Origin of the sequence: Roseovarius sp. ZX-A-9 (assembly GCF_028369135.1) — a bacterium.
In the GTDB taxonomy this organism is placed as follows: domain Bacteria; phylum Pseudomonadota; class Alphaproteobacteria; order Rhodobacterales; family Rhodobacteraceae; genus Roseovarius.
The window spans coordinates 140,197-159,418 of sequence record NZ_JAPWHW010000001.1 but is presented as its reverse complement, the minus strand read 5'-3'; the positions used below and the strand labels follow the sequence as shown (position 1 = coordinate 159,418).

General features: G+C 60.6%; 17 protein-coding genes. 2 read left to right on the top strand and 15 right to left on the bottom strand.

Translation table 11 applies throughout. From position 1 onward, the window contains the following. Window positions 1-199 precede the first annotated feature (199 nt). Together panB and panC are read left to right on the top strand one after the other, a co-directional pair. The gene (panB, locus tag O3306_RS00785; RefSeq protein ID WP_272001950.1) at window positions 200-1,039 is read left to right on the top strand and encodes a 3-methyl-2-oxobutanoate hydroxymethyltransferase; all 840 of its coding nucleotides are present in this window, start codon (window positions 200-202) and stop codon (window positions 1,037-1,039) included. Further along, window positions 1,036-1,884 carry a pantoate--beta-alanine ligase gene (panC, locus tag O3306_RS00780; protein ID WP_272001947.1) on the top strand — a complete coding sequence of 283 codons (849 nt, stop codon included), beginning with the start codon at window positions 1,036-1,038 and terminating at the stop codon, window positions 1,882-1,884. Before panB ends, panC begins: the two co-directional genes overlap by 4 nt. 63 nt (window positions 1,885-1,947) lie before the next feature. Here the strand turns inward: panC and O3306_RS00775 are convergent, their stop codons facing one another. The 15 genes from O3306_RS00775 to O3306_RS00705 all read right to left on the bottom strand — a co-directional run bounded on the left by O3306_RS00775 (window position 1,948) and on the right by O3306_RS00705 (window position 19,209). Then, window positions 1,948-4,302, bottom strand: a complete 2,355-nt coding sequence (locus O3306_RS00775) for a xanthine dehydrogenase family protein molybdopterin-binding subunit (RefSeq protein WP_272001946.1) — start codon at window positions 4,300-4,302, stop codon at window positions 1,948-1,950. Further along, window positions 4,299-4,769, bottom strand: coding sequence for a (2Fe-2S)-binding protein (locus O3306_RS00770; protein ID WP_272001944.1), 471 nt, complete (start codon window positions 4,767-4,769; stop codon window positions 4,299-4,301). The genes O3306_RS00775 and O3306_RS00770 overlap by 4 nt, the downstream gene beginning before the upstream one ends. Then, window positions 4,770-5,633 (bottom strand): FAD binding domain-containing protein, encoded by an 864-nt coding sequence (locus tag O3306_RS00765; RefSeq protein ID WP_272001942.1) that lies wholly within the window; start codon window positions 5,631-5,633, stop codon window positions 4,770-4,772. 79 nt (window positions 5,634-5,712) lie between these two features. Beyond that, window positions 5,713-7,674, bottom strand: a complete 1,962-nt coding sequence (locus O3306_RS00760; RefSeq protein ID WP_272001941.1) for a hydantoinase B/oxoprolinase family protein — start codon at window positions 7,672-7,674, stop codon at window positions 5,713-5,715. Next, a complete protein-coding gene (locus O3306_RS00755) occupies window positions 7,671-9,704 on the bottom strand; it encodes a hydantoinase/oxoprolinase family protein (protein WP_272001940.1) in 2,034 nt (677 codons plus the stop codon). The genes O3306_RS00760 and O3306_RS00755 overlap by 4 nt, the downstream gene beginning before the upstream one ends. A 102-nt stretch (window positions 9,705-9,806) precedes the next feature. After that, the gene (locus O3306_RS00750; RefSeq protein WP_272001938.1) at window positions 9,807-9,959 is read right to left on the bottom strand and encodes a helix-turn-helix domain-containing protein; all 153 of its coding nucleotides are present in this window, start codon (window positions 9,957-9,959) and stop codon (window positions 9,807-9,809) included. 2 nt (window positions 9,960-9,961) lie between these two features. Then, window positions 9,962-10,507 carry a cupin domain-containing protein gene (locus O3306_RS00745; RefSeq protein WP_272001937.1) on the bottom strand — a complete coding sequence of 182 codons (546 nt, stop codon included), beginning with the start codon at window positions 10,505-10,507 and terminating at the stop codon, window positions 9,962-9,964. Window positions 10,508-10,746: 239 nt separating this feature from the next. After that, complete coding sequence (locus O3306_RS00740) at window positions 10,747-11,730, bottom strand: ABC transporter permease (protein WP_272001935.1); 984 nt, start codon at window positions 11,728-11,730, stop codon at window positions 10,747-10,749. Then, on the bottom strand, window positions 11,723-12,682 hold the full coding sequence (locus O3306_RS00735) for an ABC transporter permease (RefSeq protein ID WP_272001933.1): 960 nt from the start codon (window positions 12,680-12,682) through the stop codon (window positions 11,723-11,725). Before O3306_RS00735 ends, O3306_RS00740 begins: the two co-directional genes overlap by 8 nt. A 41-nt stretch (window positions 12,683-12,723) precedes the next feature. After that, the gene (locus O3306_RS00730; protein ID WP_272001931.1) at window positions 12,724-14,295 is read right to left on the bottom strand and encodes a sugar ABC transporter ATP-binding protein; all 1,572 of its coding nucleotides are present in this window, start codon (window positions 14,293-14,295) and stop codon (window positions 12,724-12,726) included. Window positions 14,296-14,301: 6 nt separating this feature from the next. After that, complete coding sequence (torT, locus tag O3306_RS00725) at window positions 14,302-15,351, bottom strand: TMAO reductase system periplasmic protein TorT (RefSeq protein ID WP_272001930.1); 1,050 nt, start codon at window positions 15,349-15,351, stop codon at window positions 14,302-14,304. Window positions 15,352-15,761: 410 nt separating this feature from the next. Continuing rightward, complete coding sequence (locus O3306_RS00720) at window positions 15,762-16,733, bottom strand: biotin-dependent carboxyltransferase family protein (RefSeq protein WP_272001926.1); 972 nt, start codon at window positions 16,731-16,733, stop codon at window positions 15,762-15,764. Next, window positions 16,723-17,598, bottom strand: a complete 876-nt coding sequence (locus tag O3306_RS00715; RefSeq protein ID WP_272001925.1) for a 5-oxoprolinase subunit B family protein — start codon at window positions 17,596-17,598, stop codon at window positions 16,723-16,725. The genes O3306_RS00720 and O3306_RS00715 overlap by 11 nt, the downstream gene beginning before the upstream one ends. Beyond that, window positions 17,595-18,974 (bottom strand): acetyl-CoA carboxylase biotin carboxylase subunit, encoded by a 1,380-nt coding sequence (locus O3306_RS00710; RefSeq protein WP_272001922.1) that lies wholly within the window; start codon window positions 18,972-18,974, stop codon window positions 17,595-17,597. The genes O3306_RS00715 and O3306_RS00710 overlap by 4 nt, the downstream gene beginning before the upstream one ends. A 1-nt stretch (window position 18,975) precedes the next feature. After that, a complete protein-coding gene (locus O3306_RS00705) occupies window positions 18,976-19,209 on the bottom strand; it encodes an acetyl-CoA carboxylase (protein ID WP_272001919.1) in 234 nt (77 codons plus the stop codon). Window positions 19,210-19,222: the final 13 nt, after the last annotated feature.

Below are 19,222 nucleotides of genomic sequence, written 5' to 3'. Positions count from 1 at the left end.
TTTCCCGCCGGAGGGTTGATTTGAACGGTCCCATCAGACCTGCTTTGACGGGCAATGACAAGGCATGCGCTGGGGATGTGCCGCCGTCATGCCGCGCATTTGATCGCGTGCGACAGGGACGCCCGGCAAACACAAGTATGGAAATCTTCGGCGTTTCTTGCTACGCAACGCCGCAACGCAGCGAAACCGGAGCAGACTGATGAGCGCCACCGCCCGCAAGACCGCCCTGATGCCGACCGATATCCTGGCCGCCAAGGGTGGCACGCCGTTGGTCAGTCTGACCGCGTATACGACGCCGATGGCGCGTATGATGGATGAACATTGCGATTTCGTGCTGGTCGGCGACAGTGTCGGCATGGTGCTGCACGGACTGCCTTCGACTCTGGGCGTGACGATGGAGATGATGGTCCTGCACGGCAAGGCGGTCGCGCGCGGCCTGCAAAAGGCGATGCTGGTGATCGACATGCCGTTCGGCAGCTACGAGGAAAGCCCCGAGCAGGCGTTTCGCAATGCCGCCCGGCTGATGGCCGAAACCGGTGCTGCGGCGGTCAAGCTGGAAGGCGGGGCGCATATGGCGGATACCATCGCGTTCCTGGTGGCGCGCGGCGTGCCGGTCATGGCGCATATCGGCCTCACGCCGCAGTCGATCAACACGCTGGGCGGGTACAAGGTACAGGGCCGCGCCGATGAGGCCGAGGCGCTGCTGGCAGGGGCGCGGGCTGTGGCGGATGCCGGGGCGTTCTCGGTGGTGCTGGAAAAGGTGCCCGCCAATCTGGCAGACCGGATTACCGCCGAAATCGCCATCCCCACCATCGGCATCGGTGCCTCGGCAGGGTGCGACGGTCAGATCCTCGTGGTTGATGACATGCTGGGGCTTTTTACCGCGTTCAAACCGAAATTCGTCAAACGCTATGCCACGCTGGGCGAGGACGGCGAGGCCGCCATCGCGGCCTATGCCGCCGATGTGCGCGCACGCAGCTTTCCGGCCGAAGAGCACATTTTCGCCGATACAGCACCCGTCAAAGGACCCGCATCATGACCGCCCCCATCGTGCGTAGCCTGGAGGAGCTGCGCGGGATGACCCGAGACTGGGTGCGCGCAGGCGAGCGGATAGGCGTGGTGCCGACGATGGGCGCGCTGCATGACGGCCATCTGTCTTTGGTGGCTGCGGCGGAAAAGGTTTGCGACCGTGTCATCGTGACGATTTTCGTGAATCCCAAACAGTTCAACAATCCCGAGGATCTGGCCAACTACCCGCGTACCGAACACGAGGATGCACGCAAGCTGGAACGGTTCGCTGTCGATGCGGTTTATGTGCCGGATGGCGATCAGATGTACCCGGGCGGTTTTTCCACCACGGTGTCTGTCTCGGGACTGACCGATGTGATGGACGGCGTGCATCGCCCTGGCCATTTCGAAGGTGTCGCCACTGTGGTGGCCAAGCTTTTCATCCAAAGCGCCGCCAGCGATGCGTTCTTTGGCGAAAAGGATTTTCAGCAGCTACAGGTGGTGCGCCGCATGGCCCGCGATCTGGATATCCCGATCACGGTGCATGGCTGTCCCACGATCCGCGAGATCGACGGGCTGGCAATGTCATCGCGCAATCTTCTGCTGTCGGATCGCGCACGGGTCAAGGCACCGATCCTCTTTGAAGAGATGGAAAAGATCGCTGAAGGCGTGACAACGGGCGGCGATTTCGCGGCGCTGCAGGCGGCGGCTACAAGGCGGCTGGAAATCGCGGATTTCACCAAGGTCGACTATCTCGAAATGCGCGCCGCCGACGATCTGTCCTTGCTCGAGGCGCCGACCCGCCCCGCGCGGCTCTTTGCGGCGGCGTGGCTGGCGGGGGTGCGGTTGATTGACAATATCGCGGTAGAGATCTGAGCTTCGCATCTTCTGGCCTGAAAGCTTTGCGCCAATGGTAGACCGGCCCTTACAACGGCCGGTCTACGAACGAACCAAATTCTTCACCCATACTGTATCAATATGGCCCATCTCCGGGGCGGGGGCTTTGCCATCGATCAATGCCGCAACGCGCGGCGGCGTCATGGGCAGCGCATTTACTGACTTGCCCGTGGCATTCGATACGGCACAGCCAATCGCGGCAGCAACATTCAGGATCGGCACCTCTCCGGCGCCCTTTGTGCCCAGCGGGCCAATGGATGGCGCCCCTTCGTAAAGATCGAATTCGATTGGCAGCACATCACCTGCGAGCGGCATCCTGTAGGTTTCGAACCCGGTCTGGTCAAAGGCGCCATCGGAATTGATGGTGATCTCCTCGGTCAGCGCATAACCGATGCCCTGCACCACGCCGCCTTGTATCTGACCGTGGATTGCACGCGGGTTGAGGGCCAGCCCGACATCCTGAACGAGCCGGTAGGACAGGATCTCGACATGCCCTGTCACCGGGTCGACCGCGACCTCGCAATCATGCACGGCAAACACCGGGATATCTATGGCGTCGATGAAATGCCCTGCGGCGCAGCCCGGCATCGATCGCTCGCCGGGGGCGGTGAACGCGCCGCTACCCGACAGAGGGCCGATTGATGTTTCCGCCTGCTGCACGATCTTTTCAATCGTCGTACCCGAACCGGGCCGCCCCTGAATCTCGACCCGCCCGCCCGACAGAACCAGCTTGTCCGCGCTGGTTTGAAGCAGTTCCGCCACCACGCCGAGCAATTTGTCACGCACCTGCGCACAGGCCGCCTCGCTCGCGGCCCCGATCGAGACGGTGGTGCGCCCGCCCCCAACCCCCAGATCGCGCCCAGCAGCATCGGTGTCGGCCGTCTTGACTATGACCTTGTCAGGGTGAATCCCCAGATTGGCCGCGACGATCTGCGGCAGGGATTGCATCATGGTGCCTGACCCGATCTCGACGCCAGCGGTGACGAGCGTGGCGCTGCCATCGGCGTTCAGGTTGACCGTCGCCGCAGACGGCCCGACGAAGATGAACCATGTCCCGACCGTGGTGGCACGCCCATAGAGCCGCCCGTCGGGCAAGGTGCCCGAGCGTCGCTCGACCGGGTATTTCGCCGTCAACTGGTCCAGCATCGGCTCAAGGACGTTGCCCCGAAACACCTGCCCGGTCGCGCCGATATCGCCGTCACCCACCACGTTCCGGCGGCGAAACGCCACCGGGTCCATGCCGATCGCCGCGCAGATTTCATCCGTATGACGCTCTAGCGCAAAGGTATTGTAGACCCCATTACAGGCGCGGAAGGCCCCGTTGGGGGGCGTGTTGGTATAAACGGCTTTGGTGCAGAGCCGCACCGACCCCAGCTTGTAATTTCCGCCCAGCGTGTGTGCGGTCATCGTGGTCAGGAACACCTGTTCGCCGCCGTAAGCACCGCAATCCATCAGCACGGTCGCCTCTCGCCCGACGATGTCGCCGTCTTTCGTGACAGCAGATCGGATGCGGATGTCTGCGTTTTCGCGGCATAGGCAGGTCATCATCTCTTCTTTGCGAGAGTTGACCTGCGACACGGTGCGCCCGGTCTTGCGCGCAAGGATCGCGGCGTAAGGTTCCAGCGAGCAGTCGAACTTGAGACCAAAGCCGCCGCCGACGGCGGGCACTGTCACATGCACCGCTGAATCCGGGACTCCCAGCACGCGCGCCGTGACGTGTTTGACGGTCCAGGGGGCCTGTGTCGACGTGTGGATATGGTAGCGGCCATCCTCAAAGGCGGCGGTGACGGCGCGCGGCTCGAAGGGGACATGGTTCTGGCGGCCCACTTGATAGACGTTTTCCACGATCGTCACATCCTCGCGCGCAAACGCCGCATCGGTGTCGCCACGCTCGACGGTGGCCTGCCAGGCCACATTGCCGCCGCGCGCGCCTCCCTCGAACAGGATTTCATAGTTGCGCCAGTCGGGATGGACCAAGGCCGCGTCTGGTGCCAGCGCGTCCGCCATCGTCAGCACGGCTGGCAGGTCGTCGTATTCAACTACGATCGCCGCAGCAGCGGCGCGCGCCTGTGTCAGCGTGTCGGCGGCAACTGCCGCAATCGGCTCGCCGTGGTAGCGTACGGTTTCGCCCGCAAAGATCGGGTGATCCGCGATGCCCAGCCCATGCAGACCGGGTGCATCGGCAGCGGTGGCAATGGCATGTACGCCGGGCATGGCCAATGCGGCGCGGACATCGATATGCCTGATCTTCGCGCTGGCTACATCCGCGCGGCGCAAAGCGGCGTGAAGCATCTCCAGCCCGCCCACATCCACCGTGTATTTCGTCCGCCCCTGCAGCTTGTCCCGCGCGTCGCGCCGCGGCAGGTTCATGACGACGGTTTCTTTCAGGTCGTTCATTTCCGCCCCTCCGCGCTATTGTGCAGCGACATGACGGCATCGATAATTCGCTCGTAGCCAGTGCAACGGCAGATATTGCCCACCAGCGCGGATTTCACCTCGTCCCGGCTGGGTCTCGGGTTGTCTTGCAGGAAATGCGACAGGGTCATCACCATTCCCGGAAAGCACATGCCGCATTGCACGACATCGAAATCCTCGAATGCCTGCTGCACGGGGTTGAGCGTACCAAGATCGCCGACCCCTTCGATGGTCGTTACATCGGCCCCTTCCACTGCGCCAATGGGCAACAGGCACGACACTTTGGGCACGCCGTCGATATGGACGAGGCAAGCGCCGCAGAAACCTTCGCCGCAGACATCCTTGGTGCCGGTCAGGCGAAAATCACAGCGCAAGGCATCCATGAGCGATGTTCTGGGATCACCTGAGTAACGGCGCTGCTGGCCGTTGAGTGTGAACGTAACAGCCATCTATGCATCTTCCCGCGATTGATCGGTGATCGACGCAAATGCCTGCCGGACCAGACCGGGCAGGACACGCAGGCGATACCAGTCCGGCGCATCGACGCTGTCACGCGGCGTGAAATCGTCAAGCAGGTCGCGTGCCATGTCTGCGGCGTCTGCGCTGAATGGTTGCCCCAGCAGCGCTTTTTCCAAGCTGTGCCAGCGTTTCGGCATGGCTTCGACGGCGCCCACAGCGATGCGCACTGTCTTGATGGTATTGTTCGCGTCCATGTCGATGAAAGCGCTGATATTCGCGATCGGGTATTCACCCGCCTTACGCAATAGCGCCCGGGCATGGGCCGAATGGCCCCGCTTGCGGGGCACAGAGATGGTGGTAAGGAGGCCGGCGGCCCGCCGTTGCGTGCGAGCCTGCAGGTACTCCGCAATGGGCGTCGTATCCTGGCGAGAGCTGGAATGAACCTCGACGGTCGCATTCAGTGCCAGAAGGGCAGGCACCAGATCAGCGGCGGTAAACCCGCGCGCGCAAATGTTGCCGCCGATGGTGGCTGTTCTGCGAATTGCCGGATTGGCGGACATTCCCGCCGCCTGCGTCAGCGCACCCAATTCAGGCAGGTTGCGCGCAAAATCGGCGAGGTGGTCGTGTGTGACAAGCGCACCGATGCGCAGAAAATCTTCGCCCTCGGCGACCTCATGCAATGCATCGATCTGCGACAGGGATACAAAAGCTTGATCATTGCTGTCACCGCGCAGCGACGCGCGCATGACCCAGGTGCCACCTGCAACCGGAACCGCGCCACCGTCCATTGCAACTAGCGCCGCCTTGATGTCGGTCGGACGCAGGAAAAGGGCGTCGGTATTTGCTGAATCCACGGTCGCAGTCCAATCCGGTTGGGGGGCAGCGCGTGCTTCCCCGCCAGATTGGCGGGGAAGATTTCGTTTCAAAGCGGGATCAGCTCCAATGTGCGACAGAGCGCTTCTCAAAGCTTTCGCGGAACTGTTCGGTCGATTTGGGCATCAACTCTCCGGTGCCCCAGTCCATGATCACGGCGTATTTGCGCACGGCGTCCATTTCGTCGATCTCGCCGGCCTTGTACATTTCCGAGACCTTTTCAGGGTCCATCCGCGCCCATTCGACCCGGTTCGCACGGATATAGGCGCGCGCCTTTTCGGTAGCGTCGTGGTCGATCTCGTAGTCCAGCATGTCCTTGTCGATCACCTTGATCACGACACCGTAGTCCTTTTCGGCACGCTCGACCGACACATATTCATCGATCACGTCTTCCAGCACCCGCTCGGGGTCTCGCTCCATCGGGTCGCCATAGCCACCGCCGCCGGCAGTCGGGCGGGTGAACTTGTCACCGCTCTTGATCTTGTAGTTGGAAAACACCGAACCGAGCCAAGTTTCTTCGCCCGTATCGGCGTGTTGAACCATCAAGCCATGCGGCATGGACGGCAAGCCGCCTTCGACGCCCCAGACCACGGCCCTTTCGCGGTCGCAGATATAGGACATCACGGTATTTTCCGCCTCAAGCAGCGTCGAAGCCTTGATCACACCCGCGCCGCCGCGCCATTTGCCCGGGCCAGGGCTGTCCTGTTTGATCTGGAAAACATCGGCACGGGTCGGGTTGACCCGTTCGTTGCCTTCCGAGGGCTGCGACATCAGGCCGGTGCCGAAACACGCGGTTGTCACGTCGCTGCCGTCCTTGCCGTTGCGTCCGCCCCAGCCGCCGGGAAGCCATTCGTAGAACATGTAGATCGGCTTCTCGGGTTTGCGCAGGTCGTTGCCGCCCGCCAGCAGGTATTCCAGGTTGAAGGCGCAGGCGATGGCGCGTTCCGGCATGATCTTGGACCACATCTCGAAGATCGCGTTCATGATCTTCTCGAACGGCATCAGGAAGCCGGTGACGGCGATGGGCCATTCCGCGCTCACGACACTGTTCTTTGGGGTCTTGATCTCAACCATACGGTAAAAGCCGCTGTTCATCGGCAGGTCGGGGAAGAACGTCTTCATGCCCGCAACCACGGCCGAGAATGTCGCGCCATGGGCAGAGTTGTAGATCGACGAGATCGTGGGGTGGCTACCCTCGAAATCATAGGTGATTTGATCACCCTTGATCGTCATCTTGATGTGGATCGGGATCATGCCCTCGCCAGCGCCGGGATCACGGTCGATATAGTCCACCGCCTCCCATGTGCCGTCGGGCAGGTCCGCAATCCGCTGACGAACAGAGCGTTCGACATAGTCCTGCACCGCGTCCATGCCCTGCGTGACCTGATCGCGGCCGTATTTTTCGACAAGGCGCTGCAATTCACGTTCGGCGACCTGTGTGGCCTGAGCCTGAGAATGGATGTCGCCGATGATGGAGGCCGGATCGCGCGTGTTGGCGGCAATCATGTTGGCCACATCGGAGCAGAACTTGCCCTTGTGGAACAGCCGGATCGGCGTGATGCGCACCGCTTCGCCGAACATTTCATGGGCCGTCACGTTGAACGAGCCGGGGACCGAACCGCCCAGATCGGACCAGTGCCCGTTTGACTGCGAGAAACCGATAAGCGTTTCCTCGTCAAAGATCGGGCGGATCAGGCGCACGTCGCTGAAATGTGTGCCGCCCGCGTAGGGATCGTTGATCGCATAGACATCGCCGGGATACATGTCGTCCTTGAAGACGCGGATCACGTCCTTGCAGGTATAGTGCAGCGTGCCGACGTGGACAGCGATATCCGCATTACCCTGCGCCACGCAGTTGCCTTCAGCGTCATGCAATCCGTTGGAAAAGTCACGGTTGTAGATCACGAAGGAGTAGCAGGTGCGCAGCATCTGTTCGGCCATCTGATCGACGGACGTGATGAAAGAGTTCTTGAGAACCTCGAATGTCACCGGGTCTAGTTCTTTTTGTGTCACGCTGTTCATGCCTCAGTCCTCCACCGGATAAGAATGTTCATGTATTGATCGACCTTTGCTGTCGTGTTTGGCGGAACGACAACCGTTGAATCGACCTGTTCGACGATGGCGGGGCCGCTGAATTGCGCGCCTGCCTTGAAATCCACCCGCTCGTAAACGTCGGTCTTGCAGCATTTGCCATCGAACCAGACATCGCGCTGGCCTGCAGGTGTCGGCGTGTTTTCCACGACTTCGTGCTTGGGCAGTTCCGCCTTGGGAACCACACCGGTGGCCTTGACGCCGACGCGGAAGATGCTCACCGGCGCGTCCTCGCGGCTGAAGTTATATTCACGCTCGTGCTGTTCGTGGAAACCGGCGATCAGATCCTGAGTGCTGGTGACCTTGGAGGGGGCCGGAACTGCAAGCGAGCGCCATTGACCCTGGTACATCATCTCGACCGTGCGCTGCAGCACCGTGTTTTCAGGGGTGACGCCCTCGTGACGCAGACGATCGACGGCTTCGGCCTCGATCTTATGGAACGCGGCCTCCAGATCCTCGGGGTTTGTCGTAGCGGCATCAGCCATGAAGCTGTCAGAGAAATCATGCTGAATATCGACCAGCAAGCAGCCCATCGCCGAGGTGACGCCGGGGTTTGGCGGTACGATCACGACGGGGATCGACAGTTCTTTTGCCACTTCCGCGCCGTGCAACGCACCAGCGCCGCCAAAGGCGACCAGTGCGAAATCGCGTGGATCATGGCCGCGGGTGATGGAAAGAAGGCGCACGGCATTGGCCATGTTCGCGTTGGCCACGTCGATGATCGCCTCTGCGGCCTCGTGCAGTTCCATGCCAAAGGGTTCGGCCACGGTTTCGCGTACCGCCTTTTCCGCCAGTTTGGGATCAAGCGTGATCTCGCCGCCCGCAAGGCTGGTGCCAAGACGCCCCAGAACCAGGTTGGCGTCGCTGTTGGTGGCAACCTCGTTCCCGTTGGAATAGCAGGCAGGCCCCGGATAGGCGCCCGCCGATTGCGGACCGTTGCGAAGCGAACCGCCCTCGTCCTTCCAGGCGAGCGATCCACCGCCAGCGCCAATGGTCAGAACCTCGATGCTGGGGAAGCGGATCGGGTAGCCATATTCGATATACCAGTCCTTGGTCATGATGGGCTCGCCATGGTGGGCGAGTGACACGTCGGTGCTGGTTCCGCCCATGTCGAAGCCGATGGAGTTCTCGAACCCGCACAGGTTGCCAATGAAACGGCTGGCAATGGCGCCTGCGGCAATGCCGGATCCTGCCAGACGGGCTGCGAAATCCTTGACGCTGGCGGGGGTCATCACGCCGCCACCGGTATGCAGCAGCAGCAGATCGCGCGCGTAACCGCCATCTTTCAGCTTGTCGCTCAGCCGCGAGACATAATCGACCACCACGGGCGACACCGCCGCGTTTACCATCGTTGTCGAGAACCGCTCGTGCTCGAAAATCTCGGGCATGATCTGGGACGAGATCGACACATGCACATCCGGCATCACCTCGGTGAGGATCTCTTTCATGCGCCGTTCGTTCTGGCCGTTAACGTAAGAGTTGATGAAGCAGACGGCGATGGCTTTGACGTCGCGCTTCTTCAGGATTTCGGCCACCTTGCGGGCCTCGTCCTCGTCCAGTTCCTGAAGGATCTTGCCCGCCGCATCGACGCGTTCCTTGACGGTCAGCCGGTCCCGCCGGGGGATATAGGGCTTGGCAACATCCTTGTAGGTGTCCCAGAGATCTTCCTTGTTCGAGCGGCGAATTTCCACGACATCGCGGAACCCTTCGGTGCAGACCATCGCCGTGCGCGGCAATTTGCGGGTGATCAGCGCGTTGGTCGCCACGGTGGTCCCGTGCGAGAACATCGTCACATCCGCCAGGTCCACCTTTGCGTCCGCGACCCCGTTCATGATCGCGCGCATCGGATCATCCGGTGTTGACGGTGTCTTTTCGATACGGATTTCGCCGGTGTCCTCGTCCATGATGCACACATCGGTGAACGTTCCACCCACATCGACAGCTACCCTGGATTTTGTCATGTTGCTTCCTTGCATCTGTGGCCATGCCATAAGCACAGCGTTACCGTGCCTCTCGAAAGAGACTTTTCACTGGTTCAGGTTTTCTTGGGCCTCTGGCCGGAGTTAGCTCTGTTCTTCGGCTACTAGTCGGCTCTTTTTTCTGGTTTCGGTCGGAGTGCAGCCAAAGCGCGCGCGGTAGTGCTTGCAGAATTGCGCCTGATCATAGAACCCCCATTTGTAGGCGATATTTGCCACGGTCGTCGTGTCGTTCGTCATCTTCAATGCCCCGCCATTTCGCGCGCAGCATCGTTGATCGTCTCGATATTCTCGATCGCGTTGCGCACCGCGCCGACAAAAAACATGCCGACGCCTTGAGTCGCATCAAATGTCAGCGCGCCAAACCGATCGGTCGCACCCAACCTTGACCTCACGCTGGCTGTCGGCACCTTGAGCACCCAAAGCTTGTTGCGCTTGCTGTGCCAGAAGTCATACGGGATATCGCCACGCTCCACCAAGAAGCCTCCGGGACTGCATTGCGCATCCCGCGATGACTGCGTGAAGTGGACATCTTCCGATCGCGGTATGGTGATCAGAAGGCTGCTGTCTTTCTCGTTTGCAAAGTGGCTTTTCTTGCGGCGGTAGAGCGTGCCGTCGACCTCCATCTGTGACAGCCCGAGGATGCCGAGCGACCAGGATTGCAACGTGCCGTCAAACTCGGCCTCATTGGCGAATTCTGTCGAAAGCGGAAAGTAGGTCTCGGACAGAGCCCGGGCCCATAGCTGGTTCTTGTTCGCTCCGTCGCATTGCTTGGTCGAAAAAAACATGTTCTCTCCTGTCGAGGTAAAAACCCTGGACGAATCTCCACCTGTCAATAAGCTTTACTTTCCGTTGGCGCCGCCTTGATTACTTGGTGAAATACGCACAATCATTTGGCTCTGATGTACGCTCTTTTCCGCCAATCTTGCCTCGTCGCGTTGTGAAACAGGCAACCCCCCATGACTCGAAGAATACCACATCCAAGGCGTTTGTCGCAGACTGTCATGCGCCACGCGTCGGATGGGCCCTATCGTGATTTCGTGCGGTAGGCATCCAGCGCGGCCCCGAACACGAGGATGGCCCCAATGACCACCGGTTGTAGCGATCCGTTGATCTGTTGCAGATTCATGCCGATGGACAGGCACACGATCAGCAAAGAGCCATAGACCGGCGCAGAGATACCGCCCGTTCCGCCGCGCAGCGACGCCCCCCCGATCACTGCCGCGGCAATACTGCTCAGGACCAGCGAGGTGCCGAGGTTCGGTTCTCCCGATCCGGTTTGCGCGGTCATCAACAGCCCCGCAACCGACGCCAGGACGCCGCTGGTGACATAGGCCAGAAACAGATGTTCCTTGACGCGCCGTCCGCCGACATGGGCCACTTCGTTGCTGTCCCCGAGGACATATAGCACCCGGCCATGCACGGTGCGCGTCAGAGAAAAATGCAGCGCAAAGGCGACCAGTCCCGCGATGACCAGTGGAATGGGTAGCAGCAGAATCGTCATCTGGTTGAATGCAAAGGTGAAGGCGTCCGGCAGATTGAAAATCGGAAATCCGCCTGAAATCGTTGTTGCGACCCCGGTAAAGACACTCATCGTCGCCAGGGTGACGACAAACGGGTTGATCCGCCCATAAGCCACCAGCGCACCGTTCACCGCACCGATCGCCGCGCCGATCAACAGCCCCAGCACCACCCCTACGAAGATGCTGGCGCCTGCTCCGATCGACGGGAGCAACGCGGTCATCGCCATGGACGACGCGACAGACACCAGCGAAACCGTGGCGCCGACCGACAGGTCGAACCCGCGCGTGATGATCACGACCAGCTGCGCACAGGCCACGAAAAAGAACAGAGATGACTGTTTCATGATGTTGACGGCGTTATCGGCCGACAACATCGCCGGTTGCAGCATCGCAAAGACCGCGACCACGCCGAGGATCGCCAGCGGCAACAGCAGGTGCGGCGCCACTGCGCGAAGATCGATGCCGTATGCTTGGGTTTTCTCAGACATGCCTGCTCCTGCGGTTTTCGCGATAGCTTTCGGCGGCGACGGCGATGATGATGACCAGGCCGATGATGATGATGTGATATTTGCTATCGATCCGTGCGAGGCTCATCCCGTTGCTGAGGACCGACAGGAAAATTGCGCTGAGCGCGACCATCTGGATACGACCGACACCGCCCTTCAGGGCCACGCCGCCGATGACGGCGACCGAAATGCTCTCGAGCATGAGAGTGCTGCCAAGCGTCGCTTCGCCCGAGCCCACGCGTGCGGTCAGGAAGATGCCGACGATTCCGGCCAGCAGGGCGCTGAGAATGTAGGCCAGCCAGATGTATTTGCGCGTATTCAGACCCGAAAGCCTTGAGGCTTTCTCGTTGCCGCCCACGGCATAGAAATACCGTCCCAGACGGGTCTGGGTCTGCATGTACCACAAGGCCAGCAGCACGATTGCCGCGGCGTAGACGATATAGGGCAGTTCAAGGAACCGGCCGCGCCCGATTTCGCGGGTGAAAAGCTCGGGCATGTCATAGATCGGCGTGCCTCCGGTCACATAACCTGCGATCCCGGCCGCCATGGTCATGGTGCCGATAGTTACCATGAAGGGCGAGATTTTCATTACGCTGACGAAGAAACCGTTCACGATTCCCACGACAAGTGCGGGGACCAATCCTGCCAGACAGCCCAGCAAAACGATCAGCGGCGCGCTTTCGATGCCGATTGTGGAAAGCCCCACCATGGAAAGCGCGGTACTGACACTGGTCAGTGCCACGATGGCACCCACGGAAATGTCAAAACCACCAACGATGATGACCAGCATCTGACCGGCGGAAATGATCGCCAGAAACGACGCATTGCGCAGGACGTTGATCAGGTTCGATGTCCGCAGGAAGCGTGGCTCGTACAGCGCCAGCAGAATGCATGTGATGATCAGGACGACCGGCAGAATGCCGATGGCCTTCATGACCCTGCCGAGGCGGCTTTGTTGACTTGCAGCTATTGCCGTCATGATGCGTGTTGTTCCTCTGCCTGGCTTTTGTTGTCGTGATCAAAGAAATGCGACAACACTGCGCTTTCGGTGACGGCCTCGCCATCCAGTTCGCCGACGATGCGCCCCTCGCGCATGACGATGACACGGTGCGACATGTGCATCACTTCGGCCAGTTCGGACGACGCAATCACCACGGCCTTGCCCTCTTCGGTCAGGGTCTTGATGACGTCATAGATTTCCAGCTTGGCCTGAATATCGACGCCGACGGTTGGTTCGTCGAACAAGAACACGTCGAATTCACGCGACAGGCCGCGCGCAATCATCAGCTTTTGCTTGTTGCCGCCCGACAGCTGGTCGGCCTTGGCCGTCAAACCGGGTGTGCGAATCTTCAGCTTGTCGATCATCTTTTCGGTGAACCCGCGCTCTGCGCGTCGGTTCAAAAGAGTCTTGCGGCGCGAAAAAACCGGATCGTCCAGCGCCGCGATGGTGCTGTTGAAAGTCAGGCTCTGATGCATCGCCAGCCCTTCGGTCGAGCGATCTGACGGGAAATAGCATATCCGGCTGCTCAGAGCCTTGCGGGGGTTGTGTTTTTCCAGCGCGACGCCATTCGCGGTGATCCGACCCGTCGCGATCTTTTCCAAGCCGAAGGCCGCGCGCAGCACTTCCGACTTGCCGCAGCCAGCCAGCCCGGCAAAGCCCAGCACCTCTCCACGGCGCACCGAAAAACTCAGGTTCTTGGCATGGCCGCTTTGCAAAGTCACGTCTTCGAAGGTCAGAACGGTCTCGCCCGGATTGCGTGCGATCTGCGGGAAAAAGCTGTCAAAGGACCGGCCCGTCATCAGCTGGACGAGCTCCTTTTCGGAAGTGTCGGCTTGGTTCACTGTCGTGATGTACTTGCCGTCGCGCAGCACGGTGATCCGGTCCGCGAGGCGTGTGATTTCGGGCATACGGTGCGAGACATAGATGATGCCCAGCCCCTCGTCGCGCAACTGCTCAATGATATCGAAAAGCTGTGCCGCTTCCTGATCTGTCAGGGATGCGGTCGGCTCATCAAGAATGAGAACCCGGCAGTCCCAAAGCAATGCCTTGGCGATTTCGACCATTTGCTGATGCGCACGGCGCAGGGTGCTGACACGTGCAGCGGGATCCAGCTTGAATCCAAGCCGGTTCAGAACCGATTGCACTTTGGCCCGCATTGCGGATTTCGCCAGCCGCCAGCCGCCGGTGATTTCGTGTCCGAGAAACAGGTTCTCCTCGACGGTCATCTCGGGGATCAGGCTGAACTCCTGAAAGACGATGCTCACGCCTTTTTCATGGGCCACCGCGGGGGTGAGCCCGGTCAGCGTCTCGCCAAAGAGGCGATATTCGCCGCTGTCATAGTTTTGCACACCGCAGATGATCTGGATCAGCGTCGACTTGCCAGCGCCGTTTTCGCCAAACAGCACATGGACCTCGCCGGCCCGCAATTCGAACTGCATGTCCTCCAGCGCCTTGAAGGCGCCATAGGATTTGTCCAGATGCGAGATCTCGACCAAGGGGGTGCCGGGCGAAATGACTTCGCCCGGACCAGTTGATGTTGCGTTCATCAGTTCTTACTCGACCGAATACACCGGATCGAAATCCGCAGGCGCGAAGGCGCGTGTCAGGTCGATATCGCCGATGTTGTCCTTGGTCACCACGGTCATGGATGGGCGCAGGTTGGTCAGGTGCTCTTTGCCCTCAAGGATACGCACGGCCATGTCCATCGCGATGCGGGCTTCCATGACCGGGGATTCGGTCACGGTTGCTGTCACCACGCCGGAACGAACCAGGTCAACCATGCCTTCGTTGGAATAGTAGGCCGCGACGATGGCATCATCGTTTCCGGCTTCTTCCAGCGCTTGCGCGGCGACTTCGGCGGTCACGGCAGTACCGTAAACGATGTTCACATCGCCATAGGCCTGCAACGCATCCTCGACCAGACGCAACTGGATGCTCTTGCCGGTGTCGCCATACTTGGCCTCGAGCAGTTCGATGCTGCTGCCTTCAATCGCACGCTTGACGCCTTCGGTCGAAGCTTCGGCCCAACCGGAGCCTTGGGGGCCAGGGAAATGGACCATGCGCATCGGTTTGTCGCCCGCCATATCGACGAGGAATTTCGCCCCGGCTTCGGCTGCGTCATCATAGTTTGCAAAGATCCGCGCGTCTGCCACATCGCTCATCGGGTTGATCACGCCAACCTGAACGATGCCTTTTTCCTTGCCTTCGGACATGCTCTTGGCAAGGCCAGCCTCGGAAATCGCGGCGATCACGATCGCATCCACGCCCAGTGCCATGCAGTCATTGTACTGCGACACCTGCTTGGCCGCTTCGGTGTATCCACCAGCTTCGAGGATCGTCGCCTTGACCCCGAGCTTGCGCGCCTGATCAACGATGCCGTAGTTGACGCCGACCCAGTAGCTGTCTTTCATATGCGGGAACAGGACGCAGATATGCCAAGGCTTTTCGGCCTTTTCCAATCCCGTGTACGGGGTGATCTCGGCTTTGCCATCGGCCGCATTGACCACGTCGAAGGGCCACAGGGGGCCTTCGGCGGATGCCATCGTTGCCATTGACGCAATGGCCAGCGCCGAAACGGACACTCTGGAAAACAGTTTCTTCATTGTGAACCTCCTAGTTCATTTTATCGTTGTTGCGTATTTTTGGGGACAGCCACCAAGGAACGCACCTCATATCGACTCAGCTCATGCCGACGCGTTTCCTCTACTATCCTGTCGGTTTTGGCCGCGTTATTGGTCGTGAGCGGCCAATTTGGAATGGAATAGCGTACAAATGCTGCCTGCCGTCGCTGTGGACTTTGGGCTTTGCCACCATAGGTTGGTTCGCCCCTTTTAACTGGTTCAGGTCATTCGTCCGCTCAATGCCGGCAGGCCCGAGCCCCACGGCCTTCGGAGATCCCAAAGATGTCGCAGGTCGCTTGCTGGTAGGTGCGGTCTGCATTTCCGGTTCCTTGTTTGCCCTCGCAAGCTGGCCTGCGGGCCAGCCCGCGTTTTGGGTTGAGTGCAAACCCCTGTCAGGACAGGGATTTGCGGATTTTCTGCAGTCGATCCTTGCGCTCTTGGCGGGCCGTGAGGGCCTTATCCATGTCTACCCGTACGAAACGGACGGGTGTGTTGGGTTGCAGCTGACCGATCAGGTCCATATCCGCCGAGATGATCGCGCCGATGGTGAAATAGCCCCCGCCCGAGACCGCGTCGCGGTGCAGCACGATGGGTTCGGTTCCACCGGGTACCTGGATCGAACCGTAGGAATAGCAACCATCGACGATGTTCGACGGGTCCGAGCCGGCACCGAAGGGCTGCTCGCGCTCGACGAATTCCATCGGGTTGCCGCCGCGGAAACGGTATCCCATGCGGTCAGCCTCGGGCGCTACCTTCCATTCGTCCGCGAAAAACTGATCTTGCGAGGCTTCGGTCAGGCGGTGCCAGTAGAGGCCGGGAAGAACGCGCAGTTCGGCCGGTTTGGGCAACTCGGCCAGCAGGCTCTTGTCCAGCGTGCGTTCCTTGGCATTGGACGTTGCCGCGCCGACCGGCACGACATCCCCCGCCGCCAATGCGCGGCCTTCAAAGCCGCCCAACGCGCCGATGGGGTAGGTTGCACGGCTGCCCAGGGCCGGGGGCGTGTCGATGCCGCCCGCGAAAGCGATGTAGATGCGTGCGCCGGTTTTGAGGAAACCGAATTTCAACGTCTGGCCTGCCTTGACCATGAAGGACGACCAACCGTCACGCGCCTCTCCATCGACAAGGATCGGCATTTCGGCGCCGCATACGGCGACCAGCGTATCGTCGTTGAACGTCAGTTCGGGGCCGATGAACACGGCCTCGAGCCCTGCGGCATCCTCGGGGTTGCCGACCAGCATGTTGGCGATGCGCATCGCTGCGCGGTCCATCGCGCCGCCTTCGGGAATGCCAAGGTGAAAATAGCCCGGGCGCCCCAGATCCTGAATGGTGGTCAAAAGGCCGGGTTTGACAACTTCAAACGTCATTGAGAGCCTCCATCAGCTTGGCGTTGGTGCCTTCCATGTCGCCGTTGAATTCCTCTAGATCAAAAGTGACCTTGGCGATGCGCGGCTGGTATGTGCCATCCTCGACTGCCTTCAGGATGCGGTCATACTCGGCGCGGTCTATGGGCTTCCATTTGACGATGTCGCCGGGCTTGAAGAAAACCATGAAGTCCTTGAGATAACTCACCTTCTGGTCGGCATCGAAGATGGTCAGCGGCGTGATCCCGAACATCTGGTAACCGCCCGCACCGCGCACGGAATAGATGCAGGAAAAGCACCCGCCATACCCGACCGTCTGCTTGGGGGTGTCGGTGCGCGGCTTGAGGTATTTCGGCACCTCGATCTGCTTGTCGCGTTCGACGAGTTGGTACAGGAAGGGAAGACCAGAGACAAAGCCGACCATCGACACGAACCACGGCGCCGAGTGATGTGCCTCGATGAAGCTCTCGACACTGTCATAGCCGTTGATGCGTGCGGCATAGTCCAGATCGGTGCCCGAAGGATCCTGATGCCGCTCGCGAAAGCGCATGACACAGTCATGTGTCCACGGATCCTGATAAAACACGGGCACTTCGATGATGCGCGTTTCCAGCCGTTTTTCGGCGTTCTCGGCTTTCTTCTCCAGCTCTTTCAGCTTGGCCATCATCGCGTCGGGCGCGATCACCTCGGGGTCGTAACGCACCTGGAAGGACGCGTTGGCGGGGCAGATCTCGCGCACGCCTTCGATGTTCGCTTCGCGCGCCGCGTTGTTCATGGCGAGGGATTTGAAAAACGCGTCCAGCGACATCTCCTCATCCATCTCGACGAAGATATGCTCGTCGCCGCCGTATGAATACCGTGTCTTCACGATGCTCCTCCTGTCTGGTCGGTGAGATTGCCCGCGTCCAGCCACGGCTCCAGCCATTGGGTATGGATACGGCCCGCGCGCAGGTCATCGGACCGTGCCAGTGCCTTGTGCAGCGGGATGGTGGTCTTGAGGCCGTCGATCCGGATGTCATCAAGCGCGGCCTGCATCTTGTCGATTGCCTGTTCGCGGGTGCCCGCGTGGACGATCAGCTTGCCGATGAGTGAATCGTAGAAAGGTGGTATCTGATAGCCTTCGTAGAGAAAGTGATCGACGCGGATGCCGTCCGACTCCGGCAGATCCAGCGCGGCGACCTTGCCGGGAAACGGCATGAATTTATTCAGAGGGTCTTCGGCGTTGAGCCTCACTTCTATGGCATGGCCATTCAGCTTGATGTCGTCCTGAGAGATCGGCAGGGGCTCTCCCCCCGCGATGCGGATCATCAGGGCAACCAGATCAAGACCGGTGATCATCTCGGTGACCGGGTGTTCGACCTGGATACGCGTGTTCATCTCGATGAAGTAATACGCATCCGCCTGCCGGTCATAGAGGTATTCGACCGTCCCGGCACCGCGGTATCCCACGGCTTCGGCCAGATCGACGGCGCTTTGGCACATGGCCTGTCGCGTGGCCTCGGGCAGATCGAAAGCGGGCGCTTCTTCCCACACTTTCTGGCGGCGGCGCTGAAGCGAGCATTCACGCTCGAAGCAATGGACGGCGTGGGTGCCGTCGCCCAGGATCTGCACTTCGATATGGCGCGGCTGGCGGATGACCTTTTCGATATAGATACCGCCGTCGCCGAAAGCGGCCTGAGCCTCTTGGCGGGCCTGCGGCGCCAGCTTGGCCAGCTCTTCGGGTGTTTCGGCGATGCGGATGCCGCGCCCGCCGCCACCGGCGCTGGCCTTGATCATCACCGGATAGCCGATCTGATCCGCCAGCTTGGCGGCGAGGTCCATGTCATCCACCCGCCCGTCCGATCCGGGGACGACAGGAACGCCCGCCGCCTCGGCGGCCTGGCGGGCCGATACCTTGTCGCCCATGCTCTGGATCGTGTCAGCGGACGGGCCGACAAAGACCATCCCGGCCTCGGTCACGGCGCGGGCAAAGGCCGGGCTTTCGGCGAGAAAGCCGTAGCCCGGATGCACCGCGTCGGCGCCCACATCCCGTGCCGCCCCAACGACCGCGTCAATGTCCAGGTAGGATTTCGCGGCTTGTGCCGGGCCTATGCAGACGGCCTCATCGGCCATGCGCACGGCCAGCATGTCGGCATCGGCCTCGGAATGGGCCTGAATTGTATGGATACCCAGCGTTTTCGCAGCCCGCACGATGCGCACGGCGATTTCGCCACGGTTGGCAATGAAAAGGCGCTGGATGCTCATTTCACTTCAACTTCGCCAGAACGTCACCCGCCGAGACGGGTGCTTCGTTCTCGATTTCGTAACCCGCGAAGGTGCCTGCCTCTTCGGCTTGCACTTCGATGAAGGATTTCATCACCTCGACCAACCCGATGGTGTCGCCGACGGCAACACTGTCGCCTGCAGATTTGAAAGCGGCGTCTTCGGGCGAGGGGCGGTGATAGAATGTGCCGGGAACCGGGGACTGGATGTCAGCCATGAGTCGTGTCTCC

Bases quoted from the DNA above. Each gene is read 5' to 3' on its own strand.
- O3306_RS00775 (WP_272001946.1), bottom strand. From the start codon at position 4,302: ATGAACGACCTGAAAGAAACCGTCGTCATGAACCTGCCGCGGCGCGAC.
- O3306_RS00710 (WP_272001922.1), bottom strand. From the start codon at position 18,974: ATGAGCATCCAGCGCCTTTTCATTGCCAACCGTGGCGAAATCGCCGTG.
- O3306_RS00750 (WP_272001938.1), bottom strand. From the start codon at position 9,959: ATGACGAACGACACGACGACCGTGGCAAATATCGCCTACAAATGGGGG.
- O3306_RS00745 (WP_272001937.1), bottom strand. From the start codon at position 10,507: ATGTTTTTTTCGACCAAGCAATGCGACGGAGCGAACAAGAACCAGCTA.
- O3306_RS00770 (WP_272001944.1), bottom strand. From the start codon at position 4,769: ATGGCTGTTACGTTCACACTCAACGGCCAGCAGCGCCGTTACTCAGGT.
- O3306_RS00720 (WP_272001926.1), bottom strand. From the start codon at position 16,733: ATGACGTTTGAAGTTGTCAAACCCGGCCTTTTGACCACCATTCAGGAT.
- O3306_RS00760 (WP_272001941.1), bottom strand. From the start codon at position 7,674: ATGAACAGCGTGACACAAAAAGAACTAGACCCGGTGACATTCGAGGTT.
- O3306_RS00735 (WP_272001933.1), bottom strand. From the start codon at position 12,682: ATGAAGGCCATCGGCATTCTGCCGGTCGTCCTGATCATCACATGCATT.
- O3306_RS00730 (WP_272001931.1), bottom strand. From the start codon at position 14,295: ATGAACGCAACATCAACTGGTCCGGGCGAAGTCATTTCGCCCGGCACC.
- panC (WP_272001947.1), top strand. From the start codon at position 1,036: ATGACCGCCCCCATCGTGCGTAGCCTGGAGGAGCTGCGCGGGATGACC.
- O3306_RS00705 (WP_272001919.1), bottom strand. From the start codon at position 19,209: ATGGCTGACATCCAGTCCCCGGTTCCCGGCACATTCTATCACCGCCCC.
- torT (WP_272001930.1), bottom strand. From the start codon at position 15,351: ATGAAGAAACTGTTTTCCAGAGTGTCCGTTTCGGCGCTGGCCATTGCG.
- O3306_RS00740 (WP_272001935.1), bottom strand. From the start codon at position 11,730: ATGTCTGAGAAAACCCAAGCATACGGCATCGATCTTCGCGCAGTGGCG.
- O3306_RS00755 (WP_272001940.1), bottom strand. From the start codon at position 9,704: ATGACAAAATCCAGGGTAGCTGTCGATGTGGGTGGAACGTTCACCGAT.
- panB (WP_272001950.1), top strand. From the start codon at position 200: ATGAGCGCCACCGCCCGCAAGACCGCCCTGATGCCGACCGATATCCTG.